Annotated in this window: 10 protein-coding genes; 2 read left to right on the forward strand and 8 right to left on the reverse strand. The window is 72.1% G+C overall.

Annotation, left to right across the window (positions count from 1 at the left end):
* Positions 1–155 precede the first annotated feature (155 nt).
* Both A6F73_RS23405 and A6F73_RS23410 read left to right on the forward strand, forming a co-directional pair.
* Positions 156–1,268 carry an alpha/beta hydrolase gene (locus A6F73_RS23405; RefSeq protein WP_063349588.1) on the forward strand — a complete coding sequence of 371 codons (1,113 nt, stop codon included), beginning with the start codon at positions 156–158 and terminating at the stop codon, positions 1,266–1,268.
* Positions 1,269–1,613: 345 nt separating this feature from the next.
* Positions 1,614–3,047: a hypothetical protein gene (locus A6F73_RS23410; RefSeq protein ID WP_244293475.1), complete on the forward strand. Its 1,434-nt coding sequence runs from the start codon at positions 1,614–1,616 to the stop codon at positions 3,045–3,047.
* 274 nt (positions 3,048–3,321) lie between these two features.
* Here A6F73_RS23410 and A6F73_RS23415 read toward each other — a convergent pair whose 3' ends face one another.
* The 8 genes from A6F73_RS23415 to A6F73_RS23450 form a co-directional block, all read right to left on the reverse strand.
* Positions 3,322–4,146 carry a CDP-alcohol phosphatidyltransferase family protein gene (locus A6F73_RS23415; protein WP_051710986.1) on the reverse strand — a complete coding sequence of 275 codons (825 nt, stop codon included), beginning with the start codon at positions 4,144–4,146 and terminating at the stop codon, positions 3,322–3,324.
* A 40-nt stretch (positions 4,147–4,186) separates the two neighbouring features.
* Positions 4,187–4,879: a phosphatidylserine decarboxylase gene (locus A6F73_RS23420; RefSeq protein WP_063349590.1), complete on the reverse strand. Its 693-nt coding sequence runs from the start codon at positions 4,877–4,879 to the stop codon at positions 4,187–4,189.
* Between the two features lie 534 nt (positions 4,880–5,413).
* Positions 5,414–6,616 (reverse strand): acyl-CoA dehydrogenase family protein, encoded by a 1,203-nt coding sequence (locus tag A6F73_RS23425; protein WP_063349591.1) that lies wholly within the window; start codon positions 6,614–6,616, stop codon positions 5,414–5,416.
* 160 nt (positions 6,617–6,776) lie between these two features.
* On the reverse strand, positions 6,777–7,280 hold the full coding sequence (locus A6F73_RS23430) for a MaoC family dehydratase (RefSeq protein ID WP_063349592.1): 504 nt from the start codon (positions 7,278–7,280) through the stop codon (positions 6,777–6,779).
* 11 nt (positions 7,281–7,291) lie between these two features.
* Positions 7,292–8,254, reverse strand: a complete 963-nt coding sequence (locus tag A6F73_RS23435) for a CoA ester lyase (RefSeq protein WP_063349593.1) — start codon at positions 8,252–8,254, stop codon at positions 7,292–7,294.
* A 27-nt stretch (positions 8,255–8,281) separates the two neighbouring features.
* A complete protein-coding gene (locus tag A6F73_RS23440) occupies positions 8,282–10,309 on the reverse strand; it encodes a protein meaA (RefSeq protein WP_063349594.1) in 2,028 nt (675 codons plus the stop codon).
* Between the two features lie 10 nt (positions 10,310–10,319).
* The gene (ccrA, locus tag A6F73_RS23445; RefSeq protein ID WP_063349595.1) at positions 10,320–11,657 is read right to left on the reverse strand and encodes a crotonyl-CoA carboxylase/reductase; all 1,338 of its coding nucleotides are present in this window, start codon (positions 11,655–11,657) and stop codon (positions 10,320–10,322) included.
* A gap of 367 nt (positions 11,658–12,024) precedes the next feature.
* Entirely contained in the window at positions 12,025–12,945 is a 921-nt protein-coding gene (locus A6F73_RS23450; protein ID WP_063349596.1) for a TetR family transcriptional regulator, read from the reverse strand.
* Positions 12,946–13,119 lie beyond the last annotated feature (174 nt).

Consider the following 13,119-nt stretch of genomic DNA (forward strand, 5'->3'; position numbering starts at 1 on the left):
CCGACGCCCCGCCGTACCCCGGACGGCCCAGCCCGGTGGCCGCCCGCGCGGCCCCCCGGTGAACTGGTGCCCGAACACCGTCCGAGCAGCGCCCGGACACCGCCCGGACACCGTCCGGTCCAAGACCAGCCAAGACCAGCAGAGCGGGGAGCGATATGCGTTGGGGAACCGCGGCCGTCGTGGCGGCCGCCGTCGTCGGCGCCGGGGCCGCCGTCCTGGTGATCGGCCGTCGGGCCTCCGAACGGCTGGTCCACCCGGCGAGCGCCGTCCGGGAGTCGGGCCCCGTCCTGGTGCGGAGCCTCGCCGCGGGCCGGATCACCTTCAACCGCCGCCCCGAGAGCCTGCGCCCCGGCCGCTGGGCCGTGGAGTGGGACGACCACGGCCACGCCGTCGTCGAGGACGTCCTGCACAGCGACGAGAACGGTGTCACCCGTCGCCTCGTCCGCGCCGACCGGGGCACCCTCACCCCCGGCACCGAGGTCCGCTTCACCCCCCGCGTCCACCTCGGCGACCCCACGGAGGCGCTCGGCCTCCCCTTCACCGACACCGCCGCCGACGGCGAACTCGGCGCCCTCCCCGCCTGGCGCCTCGACGGCAAACGCGGCACCTGGGTGATCCTCGTCCACGGCCCCGGCGCCGACCGGCAGCAGACCCTCCCGGTCCTCCCCGTCCTCGACCGCCTCGCCCTGCCCGCCCTCGCCGTCACCTACCGGGGCGACCAGGGCGCCCCCGCCTCGCCGGACGGGCTCGGCCACTTCGGCGAGACCGAGTGGCGCGACGTCGAGTCGGCGGTCCGGCTCGCCCTCGACAGCGGCGCCGGCCGGGTCATCCTGTACGGCTGGTCCCTCGGCGCCACCATGGCCCTCCAGACGGCCTCCCGCTCCGCCTGGGCCCATGCCATCAGCGGCCTCGTCCTGGACTCGCCGGTCCTCGACCTGCCCGCCACCGCCCGCCGCGGCGCCGCCCGGGCCGGCTACACCGGCGCCGCCGCCGAGCTCGGCGCCCTCGCGGCCGAGGGCCGCACCGGCGTCGACCTCGCCGACTTCAGCCGCATCGCCGAGGGCGCCGACCTGCGTGTCCCCACCCTCCTCCTGCACAGCCCCGACGATCAGGTCGCCCCGTTCCGCGCCGCCGAGCGCCTCGCCGCCGCCCGCCCCGGCGTGGTCAGCCTCCGGCCTTTCCCGGGCGCCGACCACACCACCCTCTGGAACTCGGCCCCCACCCACTACACCGAACTCCTCCGCCGCTGGCTCACCCCCCTTCTCTGAACCCAGCCCCCCCGCACGAGAAGTCACACCGACAGGGCCTCTGTACGAAACCTGGACCTCACCCGTCAGCCACGGAGTGTGACCGGTCGGGCGGGTAGCGCGACCGCCGCCGCAAGGGTTGAGCCGGGATGGCATGCCCCCGCCACCTGTTTCCGGCCAGGCGGTTTGCCTCTGTTGCCCGATTGTTGCCCGATCTTGGGGAGGCGCCGTCGACGGCCGCCCGTCCGTACAGCCAACCGGATGTGACAGAAGGCCGGTACAAGGGGAAGACTGCTCGACGTGACGTCTCGGAATCCGCGCGACCGTGATGCCCCGCTCCCTCCGACGATCGGTACTGGTGCGACGGTGACCCGTCTCCCCGGTACGGCCCACCGGCCCGCCGCCGGCAAGCCGGGCGGGGCCGGGGTACCCCGCCGACGAGGGCCCGCTGCGGCGCCCGGTCGGGGGAGGGTTCCCGTACCGGAGGGCTTCCCCGCGCCGGCCGAGCTGGCGCCGCTGGCCCGCCGGATGCTGGTGGACGCCGTCCGGATCGCCCGCTGGGCGGGGGACCTGGAAGAGGTCGACAAGCGGGGCGAGCTGCTGCCCGACGACGCCCGTGCGGCGGGTCGGGCGCTGGCCATGACGGTCGGCGCCGCCGCCAAGGCGTGGGGGCAGGCACTGCTGGTCGGCCTGGTGGAGGCCAGGGACGGCGGTGCGGTCCCGGGCTGGCGCCTGCACGCCTGGGAGCACGACGACGAGGCGGTGGTCCGCGGCTGGTCGGCGCTGTTCGACGCCTGGACGCTGCTGGCCCCGGTGCCGCCGGCCGCTCTGCGGGGCGTGTTCGCGGTGCTGGCCGGCCAGGCGGTGGACCAGGCGCCTCAGTTGCTGTCGTTCCTGCACCTGGTGGCCGGTCCGGTGTCGGACGGCGAACTGCTGGAGCTGCTGCGCCGGGGTCTGGACGAGCGCCGGGTGGGTGGCACGGACGGTTCGGGCCTGTCGCCCGTGCCGCACGCCGCCTCGGCGGTGTCGGCGGTCCGCGGCACGTGCCGGGAGCCGCAGATCGACACCCCGCCGTCGCCGGCCGACGTGGCCGCGGTCCTGGACTGGATGCTGGACGGCCTGGCGGCCGTCGGGGCCGTGGTCCGCAGGGACGAGGCCGCCGAGCTGTCGCCGCTGGGCCACTGGGCGGTGCGGGCGAAGCTGGAGGAGATCTGCACGGTCGCGCAGACCGCGGCCGGGCACATCGAGCAGAGTGCCTTCGAGCTGCTGAACGCCTGCGCGGACTATTCGCCGGGCCCGGCGCGGGCCGAGTTCCGCGCCTGGGTGGCGGCCCGTCCGGCCGATCGGGCGGTGGCGGAGCTGCTGGACGCGGCGCAGGGGGACGACGCGCTGGTGCGCGGGCTGGCCTTCGAGGCGCTGCGGGTGGCCGGCGGCCCGGCGGAGCAGGCGGTGCGGGGGTCGGTGGACGAGCCGGTGCTGCGCCCGTACGCGCTGCTGTGGCTGGCGGAGCGCTCGGACGAGGGGGTTTCGCCGGCGGACGTGCTGGGGGCGGAGGACGCGGCCTGGCTGTGGGTGGACACGGCGGCGGCGGTGCTGGACCACGGCGAGACGGAGCTGCTGGTGGGCCACGTCGAGGGCGCCGCGGCGGGCGATCCGGTGCGGCTGTTCGCCCGGGCCCGGCAGTCGGGGCACCCGCGGGCGGCCTCGGTGCTGTCGGCGGTCTCGAGCGTGCATCCGGATCCGGGCGTGGCGCGGGCGGCCCGCCGCTCGGCGTTCAGCGTGCACACCGGCGGTGCCTAGCGGCGCCCGTCGGCGCCTAGGGCGTGTCTTCAAACTCCCGCCTGCGCGCCGGCGTTGGGGCACGCACCTCGCCGCGTTGTCGTCAGTCGCCGATGCTCCGCATGGACTCCCTCCTCCGCCTTGCGATGCACGCACCCCAACGCCGCCACGCCCGCCCTCCGGGCGGACGACGGGAGTTTGAAGACACGCCCTAGCAGCGCCCGCCGAAGAGCGAGCACAACGAAGAGGGGCCCGGATCCGACTGGATCCGGGCCCCTCTCGCGTACGGGAACGACTAGCCGAGGCGGGATTCCGCCCGCCTGGCGCGGACGTCGCCGACCTTCTGTCCGACCTTGCGCCGGATGACCAGCAGTGGGGCCATCGCGGCGAGCGTGATCTGGGCGAAGGCGCCGACGTGCATCAGGGCGTCGCCGCCGGGCAGGCCGGTCGCCCAGGCCGCGAGGCAGCCGATGGAGACGACGATCCAGCACAGCGTGGCGGTGGCCAGCAGCCCCTGGGGCTTGGGGTACTCGATCCGGCTGACCATGAGGTACGCGGCGCCGAAGATGGCGAGCAGACCGGGCAGGAACGGCGGGTCGAGCAGCACGATGGCGATCACCGTCATCGCGCCCATCGGGCAGGGCATGCCCTGGAACACCCCGGGTCGCATCTTGACGGCGGAGAAGCGGGCGAGCCGCAGGACGACCGCGAGCAGGACGGTGATCGCGATGAGCGCCGAGAGCTTGCTGTTGGAGCCCTGGGAGACCATGCCCCAGACGGCGACGAAGTAGGCCGGCGCGATGCCGAAGCTGATCAGGTCGGCCAGGTTGTCCAGTTCCGCTCCGAGGGCGGAGGAGCGGAGCTTGCGCGCCACCAGCCCGTCGAAGAGGTCGCACATGGAGCCGATGAGCAGCAGCGTGACCGCGGTGGCGGCGCTGTGCCGGTCGGGTGCGGCGTCCGGGTTGGTGATGTGCGGGACGAGGACCCCGGTGGTGATCGAGTAGATCGCCAGGAAGCCGCAGACGGCGTTCCCCAGGGTCAGGAAGTCGGCGGTGGACAGGTGCTGGGGAGAGCGCGGGGCGCGCAGCTCGCGGTCGCGCGCCCAGCGGCGACGGCGCAGGGCCGTCTCCTCGTCGTCCAGGCCGACGATTGTCTCAGGATCAGTCACGGTCAAGGCGCGTCACCCCGGCTGTGGTCTTCTGGCCGACCTCGACGCCGACCTCGACGCCGGCCGGCAGGTAGGTGTCGACCCGGGAGCCGAACCGGATCAGACCGATCCGGTCGCCCTGCTCGACCTTGGTACCGGCGGCGATGTACGGCACGATGCGACGGGCCACGGCCCCCGCGATCTGCACCATCTCGATGTCGCCGAGCTCGGTGTCGAAGTGCCAGACGACCCGCTCGTTCTGGTCGCTGTCCTTGTTGAACGCGGGGACGAAGCCGCCCGCGACGTGCTCGACCGACGTCACCGTGCCGGGCAGGGGCGCACGGTTGACGTGGACGTTGAGCGGGCTCATGAAGATCGCGACCCGGGTGCGGCCGTCCGGCCAGGCGTCGATGCTCTGCACCACGCCGTCGGCGGGGGAGATCACTCTGCCCGCGCCGATCTCACGCTCGGGGTCGCGGAAGAACCACAGCATGCCCGCGCTGAGCGCACAGGCGGGTACCGCTGCCAGGGCCCACTTGCCGCTGCGCCGGGTGAGGGCGGTGGTCACGGCGGCCGTGGCGAGGGTGGGGACGAACCAGGGGGTGGCTCCGCGCGCGATGGTCACGCGGGGTCGCCGACCGGCCGTCGTGGCTGCGAGGGCATCGCGGTCCGTGACGGAGGTGTGAGGGGACGGGCTGATGGGCATCGAAGACCTTTGTCGCGGGGGATCATGGCCGCTGGACGGGGGCCACCGCGGGATCGGGTAATAGAGGGACGGCTTGCTGTCCCGGTGGATGCTATCGGGAGCACACGGTGGGTGGGCAACCCGCCTGCTCGTTCACGTGTCCGGTGGAAGCGCGTGTGCGCGTCCCACCTCTACGACCGTAGCTCGCCCCGGTCCGGTTCCCAAGGGACCGGACGGGGCTGGTGACACTTGTCTCAACAGGCCCGTCGGCGGAACCCGGTGGGCGGAACGGGCCGTTCGCGGTCCGCCGGGGGCGCGGGACACGGCCTGTCGAGGGTGTGCGGAAGCGGCCGCGGGGCGTGTCGTTGCAGCTGTACGCCCTGCGGCCGCTCCCGGAGGGCCGTGCCGGACCCAGGCGGACCAGGCCGGGGTCGTGATGGGCACGGCGGGTGGCCGGGACGGGCCCGCACGCCCGTCGACCGGCGGTTCGGAAGGGGTCGTCCAGCCGGCCCGGAGCGCCCCGGGGGCCGCTCGTCGAGCCGGGTGACCCGGTGCTCACTCCGCGATCCGGTACTCCTCCAGGAGCCGGCGTCCGACGATCATCTTCTGGATCTCCGCAGTTCCTTCACCGATGAGCAGCATCGGGGCCTCGCGGTAGAGCCGTTCGATCTCGTACTCCTTGGAGAAGCCGTAGCCGCCGTGGATGCGGAAGGCGTCCTCGACGACCTCCTTGCAGTACTCGGAGGCGAGGTACTTGGCCATGCCGGCTTCGAGGTCGTTGCGCTCGCCGCCGTCCTTCTTGCGGGCGGCCATGACCATCATCTGGTGGGCGGCCTCGACCTTGGTGGCCATCTCGGCGAGCTTGAACTGGATGGCCTGGTGCTCGGCGATCTTCTTGCCGAAGGTGGAGCGCTGCTGGGCGTAGGAGATGCCGAGTTCGAAGGCGCGGCGGGCGACGCCGCAGCCGCGGGCGGCGACGTTGACGCGGCCGACCTCGACGCCGTCCATCATCTGGTAGAAGCCGCGCCCGGGGACGCCGCCGAGGATGCGGTCGGCCGGGATCCGGACGTCCTGGAGGACCAGTTCGGTGGTGTCGACGCCCTTGTAGCCCATCTTCTCGATCTTCCCGGGCACGGTGAGGCCGGGGACGGTCGGGTTCGGGCCGAATCCGGGGGTCTTCTCGATCAGGAAGGTGGTCATGTTCTTGTACGGGGTGCTGCCGCCCTCGTCGGTCTTGCACAGGACCGCGACGAGGGTGGAGGTGCCGCCGTTGGTGAGCCACATCTTCTGGCCGTTGAGGACGTAGAACTCCCCGTCCTTGACGCCCTTGGTGGAGATGGCCGAAACGTCGGAGCCGAGGCCGGGCTCGGACATCGAGAACGCGCCGCGGATTTCCCCGGCGGCCATCTTCGGCAGGAAGTGGTCCTTCTGTTCCTGGGTGCCGTGGGCGTTGATCATGTGCGCCACGATGAAGTGGGTGTTGACGATGCCGGACACGCTCATCCAGCCGCGGGCGATCTCCTCGACCACCAGGGCGTAGGTGAGCAGCGACTCGCCGAGGCCGCCGTACTCCTCGGGGATGGTGAGGCCGAAGAGGCCGAGCTGCTTCATCCCCTCGACGATGGCGGTCGGGTACTCGTCCTTGTGTTCCAGCTCGGTCGCGACCGGAATGATCTCCTTGTCGACGAAATCCCGCACGGTGGCGAGGATGTCCCGCTGGATCTCGGTGAGGCCGTCGGTCTGTGCCAGGCGTCCCATCGTGCGGCTCCGAAAGGTTTGAGGGGGCGGGGGGGGGATTGCCGGGGGCCCTGCCGGCGTGGCTGCGGCAGCAGGGCCCCCGTTCCGGGTGGGGGTCGGCCGATGACGGCGGCCGGCCCCTCCGGGGTCTGGGGAGATCCGGGGTCCCAGGAAAGGGGTCCTAGGAAAGGGGGGTCGGGCGGCCGGGCTGCTCGCCGCCGCGCTCCTTGATGTACGTCTCGGTCGGCACCATCACCTTGCGGCGGAAGATGCAGACGACCGTGCCGTCCTGCTTGTACCCCTTGGTCTCGACGTACACGATGCCGCGGTCGTCCTTGGACTTGGACGGCCACTTGTCGAGCACGGTGGTCTCGCCGTAGAGGGTGTCGCCGTGGAAGGTCGGCGCGACGTGCCGCAGCGACTCGATCTCCAGGTTGGCGATGGCCTTGCCGGAGACGTCCGGGACGGACATGCCCAGCAGCAGCGAGTAGATGTAGTTGCCCACCACCACGTTCCTGCCGAAGTCCGTCGTCCGCTCGGCGTAGTTGGTGTCCAGGTGGAGCGGGTGGTGGTTCATGGTGAGCAGGCAGAAGAGGTGGTCGTCGTACTCGGTGACGGTCTTGCCGGGCCAGTGCTTGTAGACCGCGCCGACCTCGAACTCCTCGTAGGTGCGTCCGAACTGCATCGCGGCGGGCCTCAGCTTTCCGGGATCTCGAACTTGGTGGTGCGCTCCAGGCCGGCGGCCCGGCCCTTGCCGGCGATGACCAGGGCCATCTTGCGGCTGGCCTCGTCGATCATCTCGTCGCCGAGCATCGCGGAGCCCTTGGCGCCGCCCGCCTCGGAGGTGCACCAGTCGTAGGCGTCGAGGATCAGCTCGGCGTGGTCGTAGTCCTCCTGGGAGGGCGAGAAGATCTCGTTCGCGGCGCCGACCTGGTCGGGGTGGAGCACCCACTTGCCGTCGAAGCCGAGGGCGGCGGCGCGCCGGGCGACCTCGCGGTAGCCCTCCTGGTTGCGGATCTGCAGGTACGGGCCGTCGATGGCCTGGAGGTCGTTGGCGCGGGCGGCCATCAGGATGCGCATCAGGATGTAGTGGTAGGCGTCGGCCGGGTAGCCGGCCGGCTGCTCGCCGACCACCAGGGACTTCATGTTGATGGAGGCCATGAAGTCGGCGGGGCCGAAGATGATGGTCTCCAGCCGGGGCGAGGCCTCGGCGATGGCGTCGACGTTGACCAGGCCCTTGGCGTTCTCGATCTGCGCCTCGATGCCGATCCGGCCGACCTCGAAGCCCATGGTCTTCTCGATCTGGGTGAGCAGCAGGTCGAGCGCCTTGACCTGCTCGGCGTCCTGGACCTTGGGCAGCATGATGCAGTCGAGGTTGGGGCCGGCGCCCTCGACGACGGTGATCACGTCGCGGTAGGTCCAGTGGGTGGTCCAGTCGTTGACCCGGACGACGCGGGTCTTGCCGCCCCAGTCGCCGTTGTTGAGCGCGTCGACGATGTGGTGGCGGGCGCCCTCCTTGGCCAGGGGGGCGCAGGCGTCCTCCAGGTCGAGGAAGACCTGGTCGGCGGGGAGGCCCTGGGCCTTCTCCAGGAAGCGCGGGTTGCTGCCGGGCACGGCGAGGCAGGAGCGGCGCGGGCGCAGACGGTTGACGGTAGCCATGAGGGTGGGTCGGTTCCTTCCCAGTGGTCAGCTGGTGGGCGCGGGTGCGGGCGTCCAGGGCTGGAGCTTGTTGGCGAGCCGGATCTCGTCCACGATCCGGCCGATGATGGTGGTGATGCCGAAGTCCTTCGGGGTGAACACGGCGGCGACGCCGGCGGCCTTGAGGGCCTCGCCGTCCGCTGCCGGGATGATGCCACCCACGATCACCGGGACATCCTGCACCCCGGCCCGGCGTAGCCGGCGCAGGACGTCGGGCACCAGCTCGCAGTGGGCGCCGGAGAGGATCGACAGGCCCACGCAGTGCACGTCCTCCGCGACGGCGGCGGAGACGATCTGCTCGGGGGTCAGCCGGATGCCCTGGTAGACCACCTCGAACCCGGCGTCGCGGGCCCGGACGGCGATCTGCTCGGCGCCGTTGGAGTGCCCGTCCAGGCCGGGCTTGCCGACCAGCAGGCGCAGTTTGCCGGAGCCCAGTTCCTCGGCGGTGGCGGCGACGGCGGCGCGCACCGCGGCCAGTTCCCCGCCGGGTTCGGCGGCCACCGCGACCGGGGCGCCGCCGACGCCGGTGGGCGCGCGGTACTCGCCGAAGACCTCGCGCAGGGCGAAGGCCCACTCGCCGGTGGTGACGCCGGCCCGGGCGCAGGCGAGCGTGGCCGGCACCAGGTTGGCGTCGGTGGCCGCGGTGGCCTTGAGCTCGGCCAGCGCGGTCTGGACGGCGGCCTCGTCGCGCTGTCCGCGCCAGGCCTCCAGGGCGGCGAGCACGGACTGCTCGGAGGCCGGGTCGACGACCATGATGGCGGTGTCGAGGTCGGCCGTGAGCGGGCTCTCCTCGGTGGTGTCGAAGCAGTTGACGCCGACGATCTTGTCCTCGCCGGACTCGATCCGGGCCCGCCGGGCGGCGTGCGAGGAGACCAGGTTGGACTTCAGGTAGCCGGACTCCACGGCGGGAATGACCCCGCCCATCGCCAGTACCTTGGCGATCTCCGCCTCGGCGCCGGCCAGCAGGTCGGCGGTCTTGGCCTCGATCACCTCGGAGCCGTTGAAGAGGTCGCCGTACTCCAGCAGGTCCGACTCGTAGGCCAGCACCTGCTGGATCCGCAGCGACCACTGCTGGTCCCAGGGCCGGGGCAGGCCCAGCGCCTCGTTCCAGGCGGGCAGTTGGACGGCGCGGGCGCGGGCGTCCTTGGAGAGGGTGACGGCCAGCATCTCCAGGACGATCCGCTGGACGTTGTTCTCCGGCTGGGCCTCGGTCAGGCCGAGCGAGTTGACCTGGACGCCGTAGCGGAAGCGGCGCTGCTTCGGGTCCTGGACGCCGTAGCGCTCCAGCGTGACCTTCTCCCACAGCTGGGCGAAGGCGCGCATCTTGCACATCTCCTCGACGAAGCGCACGCCGGCGTTGACGAAGAAGGAGATCCGGGCGACCACCTCGCCCATCCGCTCGGCCGGCACCTGGCCGGAGTCGCGGACGGCGTCGAGCACCGAGATGGCGGTGCACATCGCGTAGGCGATCTCCTGGACGGGCGTGGCCCCGGCCTCCTGCAGGTGGTAGCTGCAGATGTTGATCGGGTTCCACTTGGGGATGCGGCCGACGGTGTAGGCGATCATGTCGGTGATCAGGCGCACCGAGGGGCCGGGCGGGAAGACGTGCGTCCCGCGCGACAGGTACTCCTTGACGATGTCGTTCTGGGTGGTGCCGGTGAGCTTGGCGATGTCGGCGCCCTGCTCCTCGGCGACCACCTGGTAGAGCGCCAGCAGCCACATCGCGGTGGCGTTGATCGTCATGGAGGTGTTGGTCTGTTCGAGCGGGATGCCGTCGAACAGGGTGCGCATGTCGCCGACGTGGCCGACCGGGACGCCGACCCGGCCCACCTCGCCGCGGGCGAGGAGGTGGTCGGAGTCGTAGCCGGTCTGGGTCGGCAGGTCGAAGGCGACGGACAGGCCCGTCTGGCCCTTCGCCAGGTTCCGCCGGTAGAGCGCGTTGGAGTCGCTCGCGGTGGAGTGCCCGGCGTAGGTGCGCATCAGCCAGGGGCGGTCGCGCTCGTGCTGATCGGTCATCGGATCTGCCTCAGACGTTCCGGAAGCGGTTGATCGCCGGCAGGTGCAGCTCGCGCAGCGCGTGGTCGCGCACGCCCAGGCCCTCCTCCGGCGCCAGGCAGAGCACGCCGACCTTGCCCTGGTGCTTGTTGTGGTGCACGTCGAGGGCGGCCTGGCCGGTCTCCTCCAGGGAGTAGACCTTGGACAGGGTCGGGTGGATCTTGCCCTTGGCGATCAGGCGGTTGGCCTCGAAGGCCTCGCGGTAGTTGGCGAAGTGCGAGCCGACGATGCGCTTGAGCGACATCCACAGGTAGCGGTTGTCGTACTGGTGCATGAAGCCGGAGGTGGAGGCGCAGGTGACGATGGTGCCGCCCTTGCGGGTGACGTACACCGAGGCGCCGAAGGTCTCCCGGCCCGGGTGCTCGAAGACGATGTCGACGTCCTCGCCGCCGGTGAACTCGCGGATCTTCGCGCCCAGGCGCTTCCACTCGCGCGGGTCCTGGGTGTGCTCGTCCTTCCAGAACTTGTAGCCCTCGGCGGAGCGGTCGATGATCGCCTCGGCGCCCATGGCGCGGCAGATCCCGGCCTTCTGGTCGTTGGAGACCACGCAGATCGGGGTGGCGCCGCCGGCCAGCGCGTACTGGGTGGCGTACGAGCCGAGGCCGCCGCTGGCGCCCCAGATCAGCACGTTGTCGCCCTGCTTCATGCCGGCGCCGTTGCGCGAGACCAGCTGGCGGTACGCGGTGGAGTTGACCAGGCCGGGGGAGGCGGCCTCCTCCCAGGTGAGGTGCTTGGGCTTGGGCAGCAGCTGGTTGGTCTTCACCAGGGCGATCTGGGCCAGCCCGCCGAAGTTGGTCTCGAAGCCCCAGATGCGCTGCTCCGGGTCCATCATCGTGTCGTTGTGGCCGTCCGGGGACTCCAGCTCGACGGAGAGGCAGTGCGCGACGACCTCGTCGCCGGGCTTCCAGGCGTTGACGCCGGCGCCGGTGCGCAGCACCACGCCCGCGAGGTCGGAGCCGAGGACGTGGTACGGCAGGTCGTGGCGCTTGGTGAGCGGCGACAGCCGGCCGTAGCGCTCCAGGAAGGAGAAGGTGGAGACCGGCTCGAAGATCGAGCTCCAGACGGTGTTGTAGTTCACCGCGCTGGCCATGACGGCGACCAGGGCCTCGCCGGGGCCCAGCTCGGGCAGGGCGACCTCGTCGAGGTGAAGGGACTTGCGGGGGTCCTTGTCGCGGCTGTCGAGGCCCGCGAACAGCTGCTCCTCGTCCTTGTGGAGCGTCACCGCTCGGTAGGACTCGGGAAGCTTGACGGCGGCGAAGTCCTCCGACGTGGCGTCGTTGCTGAGGATCGCGTCGAGGATTTCCTGCATGGCTGCCTCCGAAGGCGTACCTGTGTGAGGGCACAGGGCGTCTGGGGTAGCCGGGAGCGGACACCGGCTTCGCTGAGGTGGGTGGTGGGTGGTCGGGCTGGGCGCCCGGGGTGGACCGGGTCGAACGCGCACTGCTCCCGGGGTGTGGGAACGCCGGACGACGGCGCGCCGAGGTGGGGAGCCGCGGCGCCGCGACTGGTGAGTAACAAGGTAGTGGCACCCTGTGCCACTCGTAAAGACACCGGGTGTCACGAATTCCGGCGCCCTGGAGCGGCCCTCGAACGCGCTGCGGCGGACGCCGAAAGGGCCCGCGCCGACTGCTCGACGCGGGCCCTCGATATCGCTCTGACCTGGCTAGATGGTGACCTCAGGACTCCCTGGCGCCACTCAGTGCGGCCCGGATGCTGTCCACCACCACGTCCAGCGGGGCGTCCGTCCGGGCGACTGTGATGAGCACCTCACCTCCAGGGCTGGCACTCAGTGCGCTCTCGGCCAGCACGTCACCGGGAGCCCCATTGGCACCCGGTGCCACCAGGGAGCCGCGGCGTCTGGCACCCGGCGTGCTGGCGGCCCAGAAGGTCCGCCGGATCACCTCGAAGGAGTGGTCCAGCTGCGCCTCCACGTCCCCGCGCCCGCCGGCCCGCAGCCAGCGCCGCAGCACGTGGTTGTGTGCCGCGACGACCGCCGCCGCCGACACCTCGGCCAGCATCGAGTCGTCCTCGCCGCCGCGCTGCCAGCCCGACGGGATGGACTCGCCGGTGTCGAAGCGGCCCAGCAGGTACCGGGTGAACAGCCGCTCGTACCGGGCCACCACGGCGATCTCCCGCTCGCGCAGCGCCGGGACCTGACGGATCAGCTGGTACCGCGCGACCGACACCCCCGGCGTCGAGGCGTACATCCGCAGCACCTCCTTGATGCCGCGGCAGACCACGTCCAGCGGGTGCTCCTCCGGCTCGGCGCTGGCCAGCAGGTCGGCCACCCGGACGAGGGTGTCGTCGTGGTCCGGGAAGATCGCCTCCTCCTTCGACCGGAAGTACCGGAAGAAGGTCCGCCGGGCCACCCCGGCGGCGGCCGCGATCTGGTCGACCGTGGTCTCCTCGTAGCCCTGCGAGGAGAACAGCTCCATCGCGGCGGTGGCCAGGTCCTGACGCATCTGCTGGCGCTGCGCCGCCGCCCGGCGGCTGCCCGGCCCCCCTTCCGGCCCGGTGCCCCCGGTCGAGGGGGTCGTCCGGTCGGCGCCGCGCGGTCCGGCGGAGTGCTGCGGGGTGGCTGACTGAACCCGATCCATGTCCGGAACGCTACACGGCCCCGGCGGTTCGGCCGCGGCCCTTCCCCGACGGACCGGTGCGACCGGGCCGGTGACGGCCGGTCTGGGCCAGCGCGCGGACACCGTCCCCGGGCTCCAGCCCGGTCTGACCGGGCCCGACCCGGTCGCGGACGGCCCGGCCCCGGGCGGCGCCGC

Origin of the sequence: Streptomyces sp. MJM8645, assembly GCF_001625365.1 — a bacterium.
Lineage (GTDB): Bacteria > Actinomycetota > Actinomycetes > Streptomycetales > Streptomycetaceae > Kitasatospora.

Excerpts from the sequence above, each read along its gene's own strand:
- A6F73_RS23450 (WP_063349596.1), bottom strand. The coding sequence starts at position 12,945 with ATGGATCGGGTTCAGTCAGCCACCCCGCAGCACTCCGCCGGACCGCGC.
- A6F73_RS23405 (WP_063349588.1), top strand. The coding sequence starts at position 156 with ATGCGTTGGGGAACCGCGGCCGTCGTGGCGGCCGCCGTCGTCGGCGCC.
- A6F73_RS23435 (WP_063349593.1), bottom strand. The coding sequence starts at position 8,254 with ATGGCTACCGTCAACCGTCTGCGCCCGCGCCGCTCCTGCCTCGCCGTG.
- A6F73_RS23430 (WP_063349592.1), bottom strand. The coding sequence starts at position 7,280 with ATGCAGTTCGGACGCACCTACGAGGAGTTCGAGGTCGGCGCGGTCTAC.
- A6F73_RS23425 (WP_063349591.1), bottom strand. The coding sequence starts at position 6,616 with ATGGGACGCCTGGCACAGACCGACGGCCTCACCGAGATCCAGCGGGAC.
- A6F73_RS23440 (WP_063349594.1), bottom strand. The coding sequence starts at position 10,309 with ATGACCGATCAGCACGAGCGCGACCGCCCCTGGCTGATGCGCACCTAC.
- ccrA (WP_063349595.1), bottom strand. The coding sequence starts at position 11,657 with ATGCAGGAAATCCTCGACGCGATCCTCAGCAACGACGCCACGTCGGAG.
- A6F73_RS23420 (WP_063349590.1), bottom strand. The coding sequence starts at position 4,879 with ATGCCCATCAGCCCGTCCCCTCACACCTCCGTCACGGACCGCGATGCC.